Annotated in this window: 19 protein-coding genes and 1 pseudogene; all 20 read right to left on the bottom strand. The window is 42.8% G+C overall.

The genetic code is table 11. The annotated features are described in order from the left end of the window. Positions 1–3: 3 nt before the first annotated feature. The 20 genes and pseudogenes from recO to dnaJ all read right to left on the bottom strand — a co-directional run bounded on the left by recO (position 4) and on the right by dnaJ (position 16,976). Positions 4–747, bottom strand: a complete 744-nt coding sequence (recO, locus tag P4361_RS09800) for a DNA repair protein RecO (RefSeq protein ID WP_328089234.1) — start codon at positions 745–747, stop codon at positions 4–6. A 35-nt stretch (positions 748–782) separates the two neighbouring features. After that, a complete protein-coding gene (locus P4361_RS09795; RefSeq protein ID WP_082316197.1) occupies positions 783–926 on the bottom strand; it encodes a YqzL family protein in 144 nt (47 codons plus the stop codon). A gap of 93 nt (positions 927–1,019) precedes the next feature. Continuing rightward, complete coding sequence (gene era, locus P4361_RS09790) at positions 1,020–1,928, bottom strand: GTPase Era (protein WP_328089232.1); 909 nt, start codon at positions 1,926–1,928, stop codon at positions 1,020–1,022. Continuing rightward, positions 1,921–2,319, bottom strand: coding sequence for a cytidine deaminase (locus tag P4361_RS09785; protein ID WP_062234887.1), 399 nt, complete (start codon positions 2,317–2,319; stop codon positions 1,921–1,923). The genes era and P4361_RS09785 overlap by 8 nt, the downstream gene beginning before the upstream one ends. A gap of 52 nt (positions 2,320–2,371) precedes the next feature. Next, complete coding sequence (locus P4361_RS09780; RefSeq protein ID WP_269431897.1) at positions 2,372–2,779, bottom strand: diacylglycerol kinase family protein; 408 nt, start codon at positions 2,777–2,779, stop codon at positions 2,372–2,374. Then, the gene (gene ybeY / locus P4361_RS09775; RefSeq protein WP_328089231.1) at positions 2,745–3,215 is read right to left on the bottom strand and encodes an rRNA maturation RNase YbeY; all 471 of its coding nucleotides are present in this window, start codon (positions 3,213–3,215) and stop codon (positions 2,745–2,747) included. The genes P4361_RS09780 and ybeY overlap by 35 nt, the downstream gene beginning before the upstream one ends. Next, positions 3,215–5,353: an HD family phosphohydrolase gene (locus P4361_RS09770; RefSeq protein ID WP_328089230.1), complete on the bottom strand. Its 2,139-nt coding sequence runs from the start codon at positions 5,351–5,353 to the stop codon at positions 3,215–3,217. The genes ybeY and P4361_RS09770 overlap by 1 nt, the downstream gene beginning before the upstream one ends. A 348-nt stretch (positions 5,354–5,701) precedes the next feature. Beyond that, on the bottom strand, positions 5,702–6,664 hold the full coding sequence (locus P4361_RS09765; protein WP_053357836.1) for a PhoH family protein: 963 nt from the start codon (positions 6,662–6,664) through the stop codon (positions 5,702–5,704). 5 nt (positions 6,665–6,669) lie between these two features. Continuing rightward, on the bottom strand, positions 6,670–7,863 hold the full coding sequence (yqfD, locus tag P4361_RS09760) for a sporulation protein YqfD (protein ID WP_053357835.1): 1,194 nt from the start codon (positions 7,861–7,863) through the stop codon (positions 6,670–6,672). A gap of 21 nt (positions 7,864–7,884) precedes the next feature. Beyond that, positions 7,885–8,169, bottom strand: a complete 285-nt coding sequence (gene yqfC, locus P4361_RS09755) for a sporulation protein YqfC (protein WP_053357834.1) — start codon at positions 8,167–8,169, stop codon at positions 7,885–7,887. Between the two features lie 101 nt (positions 8,170–8,270). After that, entirely contained in the window at positions 8,271–8,672 is a 402-nt protein-coding gene (locus P4361_RS09750) for a hypothetical protein (protein ID WP_328089229.1), read from the bottom strand. Positions 8,673–8,675: 3 nt separating this feature from the next. Beyond that, positions 8,676–9,684: pseudogene (floA, locus tag P4361_RS09745) on the bottom strand (flotillin-like protein FloA). Then, the gene (locus P4361_RS09740) at positions 9,685–11,019 is read right to left on the bottom strand and encodes a nodulation protein NfeD (protein WP_328089228.1); all 1,335 of its coding nucleotides are present in this window, start codon (positions 11,017–11,019) and stop codon (positions 9,685–9,687) included. A 185-nt stretch (positions 11,020–11,204) separates the two neighbouring features. Beyond that, positions 11,205–11,648, bottom strand: a complete 444-nt coding sequence (locus P4361_RS09735; protein ID WP_053357830.1) for a GatB/YqeY domain-containing protein — start codon at positions 11,646–11,648, stop codon at positions 11,205–11,207. 14 nt (positions 11,649–11,662) lie between these two features. Next, positions 11,663–11,836 (bottom strand): 30S ribosomal protein S21, encoded by a 174-nt coding sequence (gene rpsU, locus P4361_RS09730; RefSeq protein WP_007202240.1) that lies wholly within the window; start codon positions 11,834–11,836, stop codon positions 11,663–11,665. A 115-nt stretch (positions 11,837–11,951) separates the two neighbouring features. Continuing rightward, the gene (gene deoC, locus P4361_RS09725; protein WP_091005261.1) at positions 11,952–12,617 is read right to left on the bottom strand and encodes a deoxyribose-phosphate aldolase; all 666 of its coding nucleotides are present in this window, start codon (positions 12,615–12,617) and stop codon (positions 11,952–11,954) included. A gap of 133 nt (positions 12,618–12,750) precedes the next feature. After that, positions 12,751–14,103 carry a tRNA (N(6)-L-threonylcarbamoyladenosine(37)-C(2))-methylthiotransferase MtaB gene (mtaB, locus tag P4361_RS09720; protein WP_053357829.1) on the bottom strand — a complete coding sequence of 451 codons (1,353 nt, stop codon included), beginning with the start codon at positions 14,101–14,103 and terminating at the stop codon, positions 12,751–12,753. A 5-nt stretch (positions 14,104–14,108) separates the two neighbouring features. Beyond that, positions 14,109–14,861: a 16S rRNA (uracil(1498)-N(3))-methyltransferase gene (locus P4361_RS09715; RefSeq protein ID WP_328089221.1), complete on the bottom strand. Its 753-nt coding sequence runs from the start codon at positions 14,859–14,861 to the stop codon at positions 14,109–14,111. 3 nt (positions 14,862–14,864) lie between these two features. Then, positions 14,865–15,824 carry a 50S ribosomal protein L11 methyltransferase gene (prmA, locus tag P4361_RS09710; protein WP_328089220.1) on the bottom strand — a complete coding sequence of 320 codons (960 nt, stop codon included), beginning with the start codon at positions 15,822–15,824 and terminating at the stop codon, positions 14,865–14,867. A gap of 27 nt (positions 15,825–15,851) precedes the next feature. Then, on the bottom strand, positions 15,852–16,976 hold the full coding sequence (dnaJ, locus tag P4361_RS09705; RefSeq protein WP_053357826.1) for a molecular chaperone DnaJ: 1,125 nt from the start codon (positions 16,974–16,976) through the stop codon (positions 15,852–15,854). Positions 16,977–17,310: the final 334 nt, after the last annotated feature.

Here is a 17,310-nt window from a genome sequence, read left to right as displayed (position 1 = left end):
TTATTATTCAAATTTATTCAATTGATCCAAAAACTTTTTAGATTTGAAGAACATCCCTGAATACTCATCAATGTAGGTAGATAGAATAAACTGAATTTCGTTCTTTGTCTGTTTTTTTAACGATACATTTCCAAGCCGGTTTAAATCAAAATGATAAAACAGGCGAAGGAGTCTTGCAGTTGGTCGAGTCAGCGGAATCCTGTTCGTGTCCAGGTGATAGCACCTGTCACAGAGAAAACCACCTTCCCGCACGGAAAAGGCAAATTCCCCTTCGGTTCTGCCGCAGTTGGCGCAGTGATTTACTTGGGGGCCAATGCCCGCTTGCTGCAGCATTTTCATCTCAAAAATAAACGTGATAACTTGTGGATCTGCACCTTCATTTATAAGGTTGAAAGATTGCCAAACATGTTCAAATAAATAGGGCTGAGTTTTTTTCTCTTCTGTCACCTTATCAAGAAATTCAACCATATAAGCACAATAGGCTGTTTTAAACAAATCTTCCTTGATGCCTCTGAACGAGTCGATGATTTCACCTTGACTCAGAGAACCCAGCCCCCTGCTTTGCTGAAAAACAAAATGACCGTATGTAAAGAGCTGCGCAACAGAAGAGAGGCGACTTTTTGGTTTCTTCGCCCCTCTTGCCATAACTCCTATTTTTCCGTTTTCTCTCGTAAAAAGAGTAAGAATTACGTTTGTTTCACCGTAGTCCACTTTTCTGATAACAATTCCTTCAACCTTTTGCAGCATGATTACACCACCACCAGGTCATTAATGAAGGCACCCTATTGGATGGGAGAGTCAATATGCGCTTGCTGATCTTCTAGCTGAGCCACACTTGTTGACATGTCGACCTCAAGTTCTTTAAACAACAAATAGGTATCGATACTGCCCGTTTCGCAAAATACCTTCCAGGTAAATTCTTTCATGGGAATGCTCCACCTTTCAAGTTGTTTTATAAAACTCCCTTGTCCTTAGGTTTGCCTTATATATCTTTTTCATGTGAAGGAAAATATGGAAGATCAATATTCGTCTTCGTTGAATCCGAATTCCTTTAGATTACTCAGCTTGTTTCTCCAATCATTCTGTACTTTCACGAAAAGCTCCAGAAAAACTTTAGATCCAAGCAAGTTTTCAATATCTGTACGGGCTCGTTTTCCGACCTCTTTCAGCATCGAACCTTGTTTTCCTATGATGATCCCTTTTTGAGATTTTCGTTCAACGATGATGGTGGCGTTTATAAATACCACGTCACGGTCCTCACGTCGCTGCATCTGTTCAATGACAACAGCAATGGAGTGAGGAATCTCCTCTCTCGTCAGGTGCAGTACTTTTTCACGAATCAGCTCACCGGCAATAAATCGTTCAGGATGATCTGTAATCTGGTCTTCTGGATAATATTGCGGACCCTCCTCCAGATATTCTGTAATCTGGTTCATGAGCGTATTCACGTTGTTGCCCTGTAGAGCAGAGATCGGAATCACTTCCTGTACATCAACCTTGCCTCTGTAAAAGTCGATCAGCGGAAGCAGCTGGTCAGGGTGGATCGTATCAATTTTATTGATCACAAGGAAGATCGGCTGTTTGATGTCCTGAAGTTTATCAATGATAAACTGATCTCCTCTGCCATACCCTTCTTCTGCATTGATAACAAAAAGAATCAAATCTACTTCCCTTAATGTCTGCTGAGCGATTTTTGTCATAAAATCGCCTAAACGGTGCTTAGGTTTATGAATACCCGGAGTGTCTATAAAAACAACTTGTGCTTGATCCGTTGTATACACTCCCTGGATCTTATTCCTTGTTGTCTGCGGCTTGTCACTCATAATGGCGATCTTTTGGCCGATGATATGATTTAACAACGTTGATTTCCCAACGTTCGGCCGTCCGATTATAGAAACAAAGCCTGATTTGTAACCTGTTTTATTCATTCAAATCCCCCGGTGAAAACGCCCCTGGAAGCAATTCTTCCACAGTCGTTTCCATGATGTTTCCTTTTAAATTTGTCAAATAAACTCTCATGCCTGGCGGGCATAGTTCTGATATGACTTGTCTGCAAGCTCCGCAGGGCGGAACGGGCCGATCTGTATCTGCTACTACGGCTATGGCAGCAAACTCTTTATCACCTTCAGAAACGGCTTTGAACAATGCTGTCCGTTCTGCGCAGTTTGTTACACTATAAGCAGCATTTTCAATGTTGGATCCTCGATAGACCTTGCCGTCTTTTGTTAAGAGTGCAGCACCCACTTTAAAATTCGAATAAGGCACATAAGCATAATCTCTCGCTGAAACCGCTTCCTCAATCAGTTTTTCTTTTTCCATCTCTTGTTCCACCTTTCAACACCAGCCTTTACTTATTTCAAGCGGCTGATATCTAAGAGAAATAGTGTAAGGCAGGTTTTAAAAATAGCAGTAATCCGATTATAACAGCAATCACCGAAAAAACCAAAACTGCACCAGCCGCCATATCTTTGGCCTGCTTTGCTAACGGGTGGTAATCATTCGTGACCAAATCGACGAGGCGTTCAAGTGCCGTATTTACGATTTCAAGACAAATCACATTCCCAATGACAATCAACAGAATGGAAAACCTCTCAGCTGAAAATTCAAGGACATAGGCCGCCAGTAAAACGATACAACTCACAGCGAGATGAATTTTAATATTCTGCTCACCTTTAACTGCAGCCTTAATTCCTTCCCAGGCATATCCAAAACTTCTAACAAATCTGCGGGCTGATGGCCGCATCTTATCTGGTGAGACCGTATTCGTTAAGAATTTCATCTTGCCTGCTGAACATTTTCTTTTCTTCTTGTTCGTTCAGGTGATCATAGCCTAAGAGGTGAAGAAAACCATGAACGGTCAAAAAGCCAAGTTCTCTCAAGAATGAGTGTCCGTATTCTTCTGCCTGATTTTTAGCAATCTCTGCTGAAATAATAATGTCGCCAAGAATTCTCGGTAAATCATCTCCAGTTATTTCCAGTTCCCCCTCACCCATTTCTTCCATCGCAAAAGAGATCACATCTGTTGGCGTATCTTTGTTCCGATATTGTTTGTTGATCTCATGGATCCGCTCGTTTGTTACAAAGGTAACAGAAAGCTCAGTCTCATCGGGAATGTCTTCCATGACCGCTGCCTGATTTAAAAGGTTCGTTAACTCCTCGATCTGAGCTGGGGAGATTTGTTCGGTTTCGTCTGTAAAATCAATGTGTAAGCTCATTATAAGACCACCTTCTTTTTAATTTGCTGCTCAGGATATTCAATTCTTGAATGAAAAATCCCGTTCAATGTTTCACTGAGTGTCTTTGCTACCGTATTTAATTCTTTAAACGTAAGATCACATTCATCAAACTGCCCGTCCTCAAGGCGTTCAGTAATAATCTTGCGGATAATGGCTTCAATTTTAACCGGTGTCGGTTTGGAGAGGGAACGGACAGCTGCTTCCACACCGTCTGCAATTCCTACTACCGCGGCTTCTCTGGATTTAGCTTTCGGACCGGGATACCTGAAATCTGTTTCCTGGATCTCGGCATCACTCAGTTCAACTGCCTTGTGGTAGAAATATTGAAGCAGGGATGTCCCGTGATGCTGTTCAGCTATATCAATAATTTCTCCAGGCAGCTTATATTCTTTCAACATTTCTGCTCCGTCATACGGATGGGCAATAATGATGGTCTTACTAAGCTGCGGTGTCAGTTTATCATGCGGATTCTCCATATTCATCTGGTTCTCAATAAAGAAATGAGGCCTTTTTGTTTTGCCGAGGTCATGATAGTAAGATCCTACTCTGGCAAGAAGGCCGTTAGCTCCTATGGATTCACAGCCGGCTTCTGAAAGGTTGGCCACCATGACAGAATGATGATAAGTGCCAGGAGCTTCAATCAATAGTTTCCTTAACAGCGGGTGATTAGGGTTCGAAAGCTCGATCAGCCGTGTCGTAGATAAGATGCCGAACCAGGATTCAAAAACCGGCATCAGCCCCAAAGCTAGTACAGATGCCAGGCATCCGGATAAAAAGCCAAATCCGATTTCCACCCCAATCTGTACAGGAGAGTACTTTCCATTTTGAAGCAACAGAATGATCAATATGGATAAAATATTGGTAAATGAAACGAGAACACCAGCCTTTAATATTCTTGATTTTAAATGCCGTTTTCCCAGATAAATGATTCCTGCCACACAGCCGAGCAATACGTAGATGCCAAGTGGAAAATTAAATGTTCCGGTAGATCCTTCATTAAAAATAAGTGTCGCGCAAACTGCAAATAGTACACTGGAAAGAATAGCTGTAAATTCGTTGAGCAGCATTTTAATCATCATAGCTCCTGCAGCGATCGGAACCACAAAAAAGATTCCTGTGATCTCCAGTTTATCAATGAAGCTTGTCAGTTTCATTACGATCAAGGAAAACGTGATCAGGATGACATACAGCAGCATCTGTTTTTTTTGCAGAGGCGCCGTAGCTTTTAAAGATTCTTTAATAAAATAATACAGGCCTATGACTAAAATAAGAACAAAAAGTAAAAGTCCTAAATACGGATATATCGCAACTTCCTTATCAAGAAGCCCTACCAGCTTAAGCTGCCTGAATTTTTCAGGAGTCACAACGTCTCCCTCTCTGACGATGATCTCTCCTTCTTTAATCTCGACTGGTTCCGCTTCATCGATCGCTTTTTGTTTCGCCAATTTCGTTTTATCAACGTCCAGCAGAAAATTAGAGATGATATTGCTTCGGGTCAGTTCAACAACAGCATTTTTTAAAGAACTCGAAAAATTTGAATTCTGCTGTATTTTATCTTCTGCCCTGTCACGGAAAAATTCGATCTGATCGACCCTGATCTTATTTTTAAGCGTGTCGTTGATCACTGAGCTTGCAAGGTCTCTGCCGGTTCTGAGTTCAGACGGAGAGGCATTAAACAGGGCAGTATACGCTTCGGGAGAGATCTGGTCGTTTCCAACCATCCCCTTGATCTGATCTATTTTCTGGTCAAGTGTCAGTGGGTCTTTATCTTTTTTATTCTTGCTCTCCGCTTCGTTGATCTTTTCGATAGCCTTAAAGATTTCATTGGACTTTTCCGCCTGTTTCAGCGGACTGTCTTCATCATAGGAATAAATATTCTCTACTTTGTCCGCTGCATCGTTTTGCTTTTTCAGCGTTTCTTCTTTCATCTCAATCGTGATCGGTGATTGAATATCACGCGGGGAAATGGAGTACGGCCCAACATCCACCGTATCAGGGGTTACATTGCTGAGCAAGCTGGCGTAGATAATAAGAGCTAGCAATCCAAACATAAAAAAATTCCATTTATTATGCAGTCCCTTTTTTATTCGCAAACGTTTTTTGATCTGTTTCGTCACCTCGTACCATCCCCCGCCTGTCTCTCCTATTGTTATCTTCATATTAACAAAAACTGGACATAGAGGATAGCAAAGAAAAAGAATAAAAAATTCAGCATGCATTGAAGTGGTGTCCAGCTCCGGCGCATAAAGCTGAAAACGTTTTTCCTGTTTTCAGCATGGGTCCTCGTTAATGAAAAGTAAGATCTTCTTTTCATCTTAGTCGTCTTCACTCTTACTTCTCAACACAAAAGAGTGTTGTTGTGTAAGTGTTCCAGCCCTTGTCGGACCTTAGCAGGGTGCTAACGCTTTTCTTCACAAAAAAAGAAAAAGCATTCAGGTTTTCTTTCAAAAACCCTCAAGCTTTTTCTACTTCTCTGTCTTTTCGTATGCTGAAATAATTCGTTGAACAAGCGGGTGCCTTACTACATCCAGCTGCTTTAAGAATATAAATTGAATGCCTGGCACACCATTGAGCGTCCGTTCAGCGATTTTAAGGCCTGATTCTTTTCCTTTCGGAAGATCGATTTGTGTCAGATCCCCCGTGATGACCATCTTAGAGCCGAAACCAAGACGGGTTAAAAACATTTTCATTTGTTCTGGCGATGTATTCTGTGCTTCATCTAAAATGACAAAGCATTCATCCAGCGTCCGTCCCCTCATATAGGCAAGCGGAGCTATTTCGATCGTGCCTCGTTCCAGCAGCCGTTCCGTATGCTCCATCCCAAGAAGGTCATGAAGTGCATCATACAAGGGGCGAAGATATGGATCGACCTTTTCTTTTAAGTCACCCGGCAGGAATCCTAAGCTTTCGCCCGCTTCAACCGCCGGCCGTGTAAGAACTATCTTTTTTATTTTTCCTTCTTTTAGAGCAGCAACAGCCATAACAACGGCTAAGTAAGTTTTACCCGTACCTGCTGGACCGATTCCAAAAACGAGGTCCCCTTTTTTCATCGCAGATACGTAATGGCGCTGACCGAGTGTCTTTACCCTGATTGGTTTACCTTTGACGTTGGTTGTAATCTCCTGCTGATACAATTCGGTGATCTCTTCAAGCATCCCCCGTTCAGAAAGCTGAACAGCATAAACAATGTCTCTTTCTGAAATATGGATCCCTTTACGGATAAGGTTTAGAAGTACGATTAAGACATCCTCCACTTTCTGAACCGTGTCGGATGTTCCACTGACAGAAATATCTTCACCTCTAGTGACAATCGTGACTTCAAGCTTATCTTCAATTATCTTCAGAAAAGCATCGTTAGGTCCGAAAAGCGCTTGGGCTTCCCCTTGATTTTCTAGTTGTAATCGCTGTAATTTAATGGGTTCTGACAAACTACTCAGTCTCCTTGTTGGATAAGTATAGGTTGTTCAGATGCAATATTTTCAATTACCTGGTAGTGCATCGATAAATTAACTTTACCATTAGATACTGACTGGCGCAAAATTTTCTCTTCTTTTATCTGAGCATCATGAGCAAGCAGTTTTCTCACTTCTTTTTTTGCCATGGCCCTGCCTGCTTGCACAGCTTCTTCCTTCGTATAGACCCTTTTTACACCATCTGTTTCCCTGATCACTTTTTTAATATATGAGACGGGGAGCGTCCATTTCCAAAACTTCAGAGGTGTTTCGTTTTCACTGACATCTTTGGTTTTATATTCCCCGTCTTTCCATCCCCAAATCGGGATCCTGAGACCAAAAAGGCGGAGTTTATGCTGTGTCACAGTGTTGCCTGTATACGTCTGAAATTTCGTTGCAAGCGGGATGGTCACATTGGTCGTATACCACGTTTCACCAAGGACTACTCCTTTTGCAGGGACAAGCTTGGTTTTTCCTTCTTTACCGATATATCCAGAGACAAGAAGAGCCCCTTTATAAACAAATTGATGCGGAGCCACAACAGGTTGTCCCTTTTCAACGAACATGTCATAGATCACAGCATCTTTTTTTGCCACTAAATGTCTTGGTGATAGAGCTTCTTTCCGCTTTGGGATCTCTTTTTCCACCACTTGAAAGTTATAGGTTGTCCCATTAAGGCTTACTCCGATCCACGTCACATTATCCATGGCGTTCGTTAGCTGCTGCTGAAGCTGCCTGACATTCGGCAGGAGAAAGATAAATTTCCCTTTCTTAATGCCCAGTTCTTTTGCTGCTTTTAGCAACTGGTATTCTGTTTTAGGATTTGCTCCTGTCACATTAATATTCCAAACCATGTTAGATAATAGGAATAGAATGACTAAAAAGCCTGCAAGACCTAAGATAAGGCCGTTTCTCCTCCACATTCTGGCTGCCCAGAACGGCAAACCGTTCTTTTCTATAAAACGAATTTTGCACCCTGTCTGTTTTAAGAGGGGCCGGAAACCCTTAATATTCTTAGTATAAAGATAAGCTGTTACGGCGTTCTCATTCGTCCGCCTAATGTTCCATATCGAGATATTTTGAGCGAGACATTCGTTAATAAAGTCTTCGATGTTTTCTCCCCGTATTTCAACTTTCACATAACTGTTTATAGGTTCCAGCCAGTCCTTTTTCATAACAGCCTCCTGTCCACAGGTTTACGTGGCTTTGTCATAATAAACTCCATCTATGCTGCCCTCAAGCAGAATTTCTTCCGGCAATATCGTTTTAATTACAAAATCCTGGCCCTTGATCACGAGGTTGCCCTGCTTCAAACGGAGTTTTAATTCCTCTTTTGAAAAAGCTATGACTCCCCTGTGATTTTCTATATAAATATGTAACTGGCCAATCATTGTAATACGGGGCAAATCCATCATGGCATCCGCAGGGAGATCCAATTTTTCCACAAGCCACTTTGTTACCTGCTGTCTCCACTTTGCCATCCGCAACACCCCTCTCATCTCATTTTTATGAAGACGTGGGATAAACTATCACACCTAAATGAAAAAAGACCGCCAAATCTGGCAGTCCTTTTCGTCTAATCTTATTTTTTTCTTCCGTGCAGTGGATTGATGGCCCTTGGTTTTCCTAATATCTCTGACCAGATGATACCTTGCACAAGGTTCTCTTTTTTTACTTTAACTGTAAAGATCTCATTGCTTCTGTCTTTATAACGGTTACTCTTAAGTGGTTCTATTGTAAAGGTTTCCTGAGCACTTCTTCTGGCTTGCTGGTAGGTCGCTTCATACAACGGAGGCGCTTTTTCCTTTGATTCTTTCGTTTCAGGATGAGAAAACGTGCTGGCACTTCTTTGCGGCTTGGCCGTGCGCTTTGGAGGGGTTGAAAACTTCTGCTCCAGTCTTTTTTTGATTAATCCTAACATCCCGACAACCACAAAGATTAAAAAAGGGATCAGGTCACCAATGGCATCCAGGATATGATCCATCGGTTATTTTCCTTTTTTTCCTGGAAGTTCATCGTCACCATTCGGATCTGCAGATTTTCCGATGGACTCCCGCATCGAAGTATCAGCCATCACATTTGTTAAGTTGGCATAATCAAGAACTCCAAGCTTTCCGGAACGAAGCGCTTCAGCCATAGCTAACGGAACTTCAGCTTCAGCTTCCACTACTTTCGCTCGCATCTCCTGTACTTTCGCAATCATTTCCTGTTCGTTTGCAACCGCCATCGCTCTTCTCTCTTCAGCTTTTGCCTGTGCTATATTCTTGTCGGCGAGAGCCTGATCTGTCTGCAGTGCAGCACCTATATTTTTGCCGATGTCAATATCCGCAATATCGATGGATAAAATTTCAAATGCAGTGCCTGAGTCCAGACCTTTTGAAAGAACAGTCTGTGAGATCGTATCAGGGTTCTCCAGCACTTTCTTATGATTTTCACTTGAACCAATGGTGGATACAATCCCTTCACCGACCCTTGCAATAACCGTTTCCTCACCCGCACCGCCGACGAGCCGTTCGATGTTGGCTCTTACGGTAATTCTAGCCTTCGCTTTCACTTCAATCCCATTGAGCGCTACACCGGCAATGAACGGAGTTTCGATGACCTTCGGATTAACACTCATCTGAACCGCTTCCAGTACATCCCTTCCAGCCAGATCAATAGCTGCCGACCGTTCAAAGCTCAGTTCGATATCCGCCCTGTGCGCGGCTATTAAGGCGTTTACAACACGGTCCACATTTCCCCCTGCCAGGTAGTGGCTTTCCAGCTGATTCGTCGTTAAGTTAAGCCCTTGCTTTCTGAGCCTTGATCAGCGGATTGATAACTCTGGAAGGGATAACCCTTCTTAATCTCATTCCAATCAATGTAAAGATGCCAACCCGCACACCTGCAGCCAGTGCAGAAATCCAAAGAGCAACTGGAACAAAGGTAAACAAAACGGCCAGGACGATAACGATGACTCCTATTAGAACCAGTGTAGCAATAGGTCCTGTAAACATTTACATTCCTCCTTCATGATGATCTTTCACTTCTCTTACTACAATTCTTGAACCTTGAACTTTTACAATCTTAATCCGCTTTCCTTTTTGAATGAAAGACCCTTCAGTCACAACATCCAAGTATTCTCCATCCAGTTCTGCTGTTCCGGACGGCCTCAGCGGGGTAATAGACTCTGCAATCCTTCCGGTTAAATCATGCCTCTGCCTGCTTGAAACATAGCCTTTCTCGGTACTCGTGCTGTCGAACAAAACAAGTTTTCGGAGCGGGCCTTTGTATCCGAAGAATCTAAGGAACAAGAATGCTCCAATGATTGTCACGAGTATGGCGATGGCGATTGAGGTCACAATGGTGGTTAATGACCCTGCAGCCATGACCAGGCTGGCAATCACCGCAGTCAGCCCTAATATCCCGACAATACCGCCCGGAACAAAAACTTCAAGCAACAGAAAAATGATTCCTAAAATAAATAAGGCAATCGATTCCCATCCCGCTAGCCCTGCAAGAAGGTGTCCGAAAAAGTATAGAAACATTGAAGAAAGCCCAATGATTCCAGCTACGCCAAAACCAGCTGTGAACAGCTCGATAACCATTCCGAGGAAGCCAATCGAGAGCAAGATCGGAACAACGACCGGACTGGTAACAAACCGGGCAACCCTTTCCGCTAAACTTAAATCTTCTTGTGTGACAGAAGCATCATCCAGTTTTAAATAAGAGAGCAATTCAGAACGGTCTTTTACAATCTTTTCTGCATAGCCGACTTTAACCGCCTGATTAGCAGTCAATGTTAATAATTCTCCTTTTTTTAGGGAGAGCTCTTTTAACTCCATATCATCATCAGCCATCGCACGAGCGTACTTTGGATTTCGGTTATTTAACTCTGCTGCTGCTTCCATTTCTGCGATCCATGCTGATTCTGCCTTTTTTCCAGCTGTATTCCCGTGCGAGTCTATAACAGCTGCTGAACCTATCGTTGTGGAGGGTTTCATCACAATTTCATCTGCATTCAATGCAATATATGCTCCTGCAGAAAAGGCATCCTTCACTATGTATGCTGTAGTAGGTATCTTAGTATCTCTTATCACTTCAGCGATGTTATTTGCTGAATCCACCCTTCCCCCAGGCGTATTGATTTCAAAAATGATATGGTCTGCCCCTGCACTTTCTGCGTCTTTAATACTGCGTTTTAAAAACGCTTCCAGTCCTCTCTCAATTTCCTGCTGAACAGGGATAACGTACACCTTTTTACCGCTTCCCTCACCGCTTACAGGTTGAATTGAAACCATCAGAGGGATCATGATTAACGCAAGAAAAAATACGAATCGGACTTTTTTCACTATTAGCCCCCCCTTTTGTTCCCTCTTTAATGATTACGCTCGACGAGTGAAAAAGTTTCAAATATTGGAAAGAACTCATATTTATTTTACAGGATGTACTCTTGTAGGACCAGAACTTCTCCAGCTTTTAACGCATGCAAAAAGACGCCCTCAAGGTTAGAAACCTTTCAGACGTCTGTTCGAGTTTAAGATAAATTTTGTTGGACAAGGCGATTGACAAGAGCACCATCGGCTTTGCCTTTAACTTTTGGCATTACCGCTCCCATCACTTTCCCCATATCTGCTTTAGATACAGCTCCAACTTGTTCAATTGCTGCCAGGACGATGTCTTTAACTTCTTCTTCACTTAACTGTTCCGGCATGTAATCCGTAATGATGACAATTTCGTCTTTCAACGCATCCGCCAAGTCATTACGGCCGGCTTTTTCAAATTCTTGGAGGGAGTCTTTTCTTTGTTTCATTTCACGTGCAAGAACAGTGAGCTCTTCTTCTTCATTCAGGTCGTGCCCGAGCTTGATTGACTCGTTTTGAAGAGATGCCTTCAACATACGAATCACAGAAAGCTTTTGCTTGTTTTTGTCCTTCATCGCTTGTTTCATATCCTGGTTTAATCGATCAAGAAGACTCATAACTTACACCTCTCTTAGAACTTGCGCTTTCTTGCTGCCTCAGCCTTCTTCTTACGTTTCACGCTTGGCTTTTCATAATGCTTGCGCTTTTTAACTTCTGCCAAAGTTCCATCTTTGGAAACGGATCTTTTAAAACGACGAAGAGCATCATCAATGGATTCGTTCTTGCGAACACGAGTTTCTGCCATTTTCTTTCCCTCCCTCCAGACCATTCCGGCATGAAAACCATGTCAGGAATGCGTCACATATCTTTTGCCATTATAATATACCAATCGGTAATGGTCAATAAGAAACCGCTTAGTTTTAATAATCAGAATTGGAATCTTCGCCTTTTACAATGGCAATCCCAGCACTTGCACCAATTCTTGATGCACCTGCTTCAACCATAGCCAGTGTGGTCTCTCTGTCGCGTACACCGCCTGAAGCCTTTACACCGATATTAGGACCGACTGTTTTGCGCATTAATTGAATATCTTCAGCTGTAGCCCCTGCAGAAGAAAAACCAGTCGAAGTCTTCACAAAATTAATTCCTGCTTTAACAGCAATTTCACACGCTTTAACTTTTTCTTCATCCGTAAGGAGCGATGTTTCGATAATTGCCTTAGTTAAGGCCTTTCCTTTCGCTGCTTCAACCACAGCCCGTACATCCCGCTCTACAAGATCATAATCCTGCCCTTTTAAAGCTCCAATATTGATGACCATGTCCACTTCGGTCGCACCATTTTCAATGGCATTTCTCGTTTCAAACGCCTTTACTTCCGGCGTGCTCGCTCCAAGTGGAAAGCCGATCACTGTACAGACAGCTACATCTGATCCTTTAAGCTGTTCAAAGGCTGTGTACACCCAGGTTGGATTAACACAGACAGAGAAGAAATTATATTCTTTTGCTTCTGAACAAAGTTTCAGAATATCTTCCTTTGTTGTTTCAGGTTTTAATGCTGTGTGGTCAATTAATTTTGCAAGATCCATAGCAGACATCTTCTATCATCCCTTCAGCCATTAGTACATTCTTATATATTTTACCAAAACTTCTCTACAAATTCGAGATAGTTGTGATTAAGCAAAAGAAAGCCCGGTTTCCCGGACTATACGATTGTGAATTTTATAGGTTAACGATCTGTTTTGATGACTGGTCCTCTATCACTTTAACAAATTGTCCATCACTATATGGATAGCCTGCTTTTTCGATTTTTACCAGCACCTGTTTTCCGATCATTTCTTCATTCGCAGGGAATCTAACCTTCAAATAGTTAGGTGTATACCCTACATATAGGCCTGTACCGGCTTCTTCCTTGTACGCTTCTTCAGGGATTACTTCTACCACTTCCCCTTCGTAGTCGGATGCATACTCTTTTGCCAGCTGGTCAGAAAGTTCAATCAACCGATGGACGCGTTCGTTCTTAATATCTTCAGGAATCTGATCATCCATTCTTGCCGCCGGAGTGCCTGTCCGTTTTGAATATGGAAAGACATGAAGTTCTGAAAATTTATGATCACGGATGAAATTGTACGTTTCCATAAATTCTTCTTCTGTTTCGCCTGGAAACCCTACAATAACATCTGATGTGATAGCCAGGCCAGGCAAAGCTTTTTTAAGCTGCGTGATCCGATCTGCAAACAGCTCCATCGTATATTTTCTTCGCATTCTTTGCAGCACAGTATTAGAGCCTGACTGCAGTGGAATATGAAGGTGAGGAACGATCTTATCGGAACGATCCATTACTTCAATAACCTCATCAGTAATTTGGCTAGCTTCAATGGATGATATTCGAAGACGCTTTAATCCATCCACTTTTTCATCCAATTCAGAAAGAAGCATGGCAAAATTGTAGTCCTTTAAATCTTCTCCATAGCCGGCAGTATGAATGCCTGTCAGGACGATTTCTTTATATCCTGCATCAACAAGCTGCTGCGCCTGATGGACGACTTCCTTTGAATCCCGGGAACGCAGAAGGCCACGAGCCCATGGGATAATGCAGAACGTACAGAAATTGTTGCATCCTTCCTGAATCTTGAGTGACGCACGAGTACGGTCAGTAAAGGACGGAACATCAAGCTCCTCATAGACGCGTGCTTTCATAATGTTGCTGACCCCGTTTATCGGAAGACGTTCTTCTTTATATTGAGCAATATAAAGAAGCATTTTAGATCGATCCTGTGTTCCTACAACAATATCCACTCCAGGAATCGCCATAATTTCGGCAGGCGAAGTCTGGGCATAGCACCCTGTAACACAGATCACAGCGTCGGGATTTTTTCGGATCGCACGGCGGATGACCTGCCTGCTTTTTTTATCGCCTGTATTCGTAACAGTACATGTATTGATTACATAAACGTCAGCTGCCTGCTCGAACTCCTTGCGTTCGTAGCCATCACCTTGAAACAGCTGCCAGATTGCTTCTGTTTCATAATGGTTTACTTTACAGCCTAATGTATGAAAAGCCACTGATGGCATTTCAATCACCTCATTAATTCAAAATGGTAAGATATTGCGGAAAGTATATAAGAGCTTGCCGTTTCCGTACGGAGTATCCTTGGTCCCAGCCCGCATGGGATAAAGCCGGCTTCTTTTAACTCATCAACTTCCTGCTCGCTCAAACCGCCCTCTGGACCGATGGCACACAGGATGGAAGCACCTGGAGCCATTTGGTTAAAAAGCTCAGAAAGACGCTTGGTCTCCCCTATTTTAGCCTCTTCTTCATAGGCAACGATCTTATAGTCAAATTCCGCGGCTTGTTTTAATAAAGACTTAAAAGAAACAGGAGATAAAATGTCGGGTATACGGCTTCGATGCGATTGCTCTGCAGCTTCTTTTGCTATCTTCTCCAGCCGCTGTGTTTTTTTCTGCCCTTTCTTTTCATCCCATTTAACAATACACCTCGAAGAAGAAAAAGGCAAAAAGGCCATAGCACCCAGTTCTGTGCCTTTTTGGACGATGGTTTCAAGTTTGTCCCCTTTTGGAATTCCCTGGGCAATGGTAACCCGTATTGGACTCTCTTTACTCTCCTGAATAGACTCTATAATGCTGGTCTGTACGGTATCACGATCGATTTCCGTTATTTCGCAAAGCGCCACTCTGCCTTGATTATCAGAACAGATGACATGGTCGCCGATTTCCATTCTCATCACCTTAACAATATGGTTAGCGTCGTCTCCGATAATGGTCACGGAAGAATCATTCATCTCTGCAGATGAGACAAAGTATCTCTGCATGGGTTAAACCTCTTTCGCAAATGGTCCATCATTTCGTGCAATGATGGCTACCCAGTCTTCCATCTCTAAAATTTCAACAATTGAAAAACCGCTGCGTTTCAATTCTTCCTTCACATCATTCTTTTTCCCTTGAATGATGCCTGATGTAATAAATAAACCGCCTTTTTTAAGTACCCTTGCCGCATCTGGGACAAATCGCAAAATAATTTCCGCGAGCAGATTTCCTGCAATTAAATCAATAGGACCTTCAATTCCGTTCAACAGATTATTTTGTTTTACAGTAACAGAATCGGCTACTTTATTTAATTTTACATTAAGCCTGGCACTCGCAACTGCTACATCATCCAGATCATATGCCTGAACATGCTTTGCTCCCAAGTGGGCCGCAGCGATACTTAAAACCCCGGATCCTGTTCCAACATCAATGACTTCATCATCTTTTTGCAGGTATTTCTCGATCGCCTGCAGACACATGACAGTCGTTGGGTGGGTCCCGGTACCAAATGCCATCCCCGGATCTAGTTCGATGATGACTTCATCAGAGCTAACCGGCTTATAGTCTTCCCATGTCGGCGTAATGGTTATTTTTTCAGAGATCTTAACGGGCTTGTAATATTTCTTCCAAGCCGTTGCCCATTCTTCTTCATTTACTTCACTGATCGTAACCTTATTATGTCCAAGGTCAATATCGTAGGTCATGAGATTATTGATAGCTTCTTTAATCTCATCAACCGTTTCCCCGAGAAAGCTGGTCACAGGCAGATAGGCCTTAACAATAACTCCCTCATCAGGATAATCATTAGGATCGAGTTGATAGATTTCCCCATAAACGGATGATCTCTCTTTAACTAAATCTTCCGGGTCCTCAATGACGACTCCGCTTGCACCTGCTTCGTGTAGAATGTTTGAGATTGGTTCAACCGCTTCCTGGGTAGTGTGAATGCTAATTTCTGACCATTTCAATTCTATCAACTCCATTCCTATGATCCTTTACTCGCCTTTAAAGGCTCTTTTCACTTTATCAAAAAATGATTCTTCATGTTCATCAGGCACATCGCCGCCGATTTCAGCAAAATCACGGAGCAGCTGTTTCTGTTTCTCAGATAATTTCGTAGGAGTCAAAACTTTTACCTGGATATGCTGATCACCCTGGCCTCTTCCCCTTACGTTTTGAACTCCTTTGCCTCTTAGGCGGAAATGAGTTCCGGTCTGCGTTCCTGCTGGAATCTTAAGCTTGATCCGGCCATGCAGGGTAGGGACTTCAATTTCGTCACCTAATGCGGCCTGAGCATAGGTAATCGGCATTTCACAGAAAATGTCGTCTCCGTCTCTCTCAAAGAACTCGTGAGGAAGCACCCTGAAGACAACATAAAGGTCGCCGGCTGGACCGCCGTTCACTCCTGGTTCTCCATGCCCTGAAAGACGGATCTGCTGTCCATTGTCCACTCCCGCAGGAATCTTAACTTTGACTTTCTTTGTAGTCGTTACCTTCCCTTTTCCGTGGCATGTTCCGCATTTTTCTTTTATAAGCTTGCCTGTTCCGCTGCAATATTGGCACACACGTTTATTGACAATCCTGCCAAACGGTGTGTTTTGTTCAACATTCAGCTGGCCCGTTCCTTTACAATGGGTACAATTTTCCGGATGGGTACCCGGTTTAGCACCTGAACCGTGGCATGTTCCGCACGTTTCTTCTTTAGGAATTTCAATTTCGGTTTCTTTTCCGAAAACAGCTTCTTCAAATTTCAAGTTCATATTATACTGCAGATCGGATCCCTGGCGAGGAGCATTTGGATTTCTTCTTCCACCACCGCCGCCGCCAAAGAACATATCAAATATGTCTCCAAAACCGCCGAAGTCGGCTCCTGCTCCTCCAAAACCGCCGAAACCCTGGTTTGGATCGGTATGCCCGAATTGGTCATACTGCGCTTTTTTTTGTGGATCCTTTAATGTATCGTACGCTTCACGGACTTCTTTAAACTTTTCAGCTGCATCCGCTTCCTTGTTAACATCCGGATGGTATTGCTTCGTCATTTTCCGGTAAGCTTTTTTTATTTCATCGCTGGATGCGTTTTTATCCAGTCCTAGCACTTCATAGTAATCTCGTTTACTCATAGAAATCCCACTCCCGAATCTTCACATAAAAATTATCTTACCATTGTTCCTTTTCTTTTTTCAAGAAAGATCTTTAAATATGTGAAGGGTTATTTAGAAAAGCGCAAGCGCCCTGCTAGGTCCGACAAGCGCTGGAATTCTTACACAGCAACACGCTTTTTGTGTTGAGGGGTAAGAGTGAAGCGACCAATTGTTTAATTCGTCCCCGAGGACCTATGACGAAAATTGCAATTCATTTTCGTACTAGGCGCTGGAGCTAGACATTACATCTTAAAACGGAAAAAAAGTCAAAGCCAAGATGCTCGCCTGACTTTGACTTTTTCCTCACTGAAAA

The sequence above is a fragment of the Fictibacillus sp. B-59209 genome (assembly GCF_036216745.1).
Taxonomy (GTDB): domain Bacteria; phylum Bacillota; class Bacilli; order Bacillales; family Fictibacillaceae; genus Fictibacillus_C; species Fictibacillus_C marinisediminis.
The sequence above is the reverse complement of the archived record's forward strand: the minus strand, read 5'-3'. Positions and strand labels throughout refer to the sequence as shown.

Coding starts and splice junctions, on each gene's coding strand:
- yqfD (WP_053357835.1), bottom strand. CDS start 7,863: ATGAAAAAGGACTGGCTGGAACCTATAAACAGTTATGTGAAAGTTGAA.
- P4361_RS09795 (WP_082316197.1), bottom strand. CDS start 926: ATGAAAGAATTTACCTGGAAGGTATTTTGCGAAACGGGCAGTATCGAT.
- yqfC (WP_053357834.1), bottom strand. CDS start 8,169: ATGGCAAAGTGGAGACAGCAGGTAACAAAGTGGCTTGTGGAAAAATTG.
- deoC (WP_091005261.1), bottom strand. CDS start 12,617: ATGGATCTTGCAAAATTAATTGACCACACAGCATTAAAACCTGAAACA.
- P4361_RS09750 (WP_328089229.1), bottom strand. CDS start 8,672: ATGGATCATATCCTGGATGCCATTGGTGACCTGATCCCTTTTTTAATC.
- P4361_RS09715 (WP_328089221.1), bottom strand. CDS start 14,861: ATGCAGAGATACTTTGTCTCATCTGCAGAGATGAATGATTCTTCCGTG.
- rpsU (WP_007202240.1), bottom strand. CDS start 11,836: ATGGCAGAAACTCGTGTTCGCAAGAACGAATCCATTGATGATGCTCTT.
- dnaJ (WP_053357826.1), bottom strand. CDS start 16,976: ATGAGTAAACGAGATTACTATGAAGTGCTAGGACTGGATAAAAACGCA.
- P4361_RS09780 (WP_269431897.1), bottom strand. CDS start 2,779: ATGAAATTCTTAACGAATACGGTCTCACCAGATAAGATGCGGCCATCA.
- P4361_RS09735 (WP_053357830.1), bottom strand. CDS start 11,648: ATGAGTCTTCTTGATCGATTAAACCAGGATATGAAACAAGCGATGAAG.
- ybeY (WP_328089231.1), bottom strand. CDS start 3,215: ATGAGCTTACACATTGATTTTACAGACGAAACCGAACAAATCTCCCCA.
- mtaB (WP_053357829.1), bottom strand. CDS start 14,103: ATGCCATCAGTGGCTTTTCATACATTAGGCTGTAAAGTAAACCATTAT.
- P4361_RS09785 (WP_062234887.1), bottom strand. CDS start 2,319: ATGGAAAAAGAAAAACTGATTGAGGAAGCGGTTTCAGCGAGAGATTAT.
- recO (WP_328089234.1), bottom strand. CDS start 747: ATGCTGCAAAAGGTTGAAGGAATTGTTATCAGAAAAGTGGACTACGGT.
- era (WP_328089232.1), bottom strand. CDS start 1,928: ATGAATAAAACAGGTTACAAATCAGGCTTTGTTTCTATAATCGGACGG.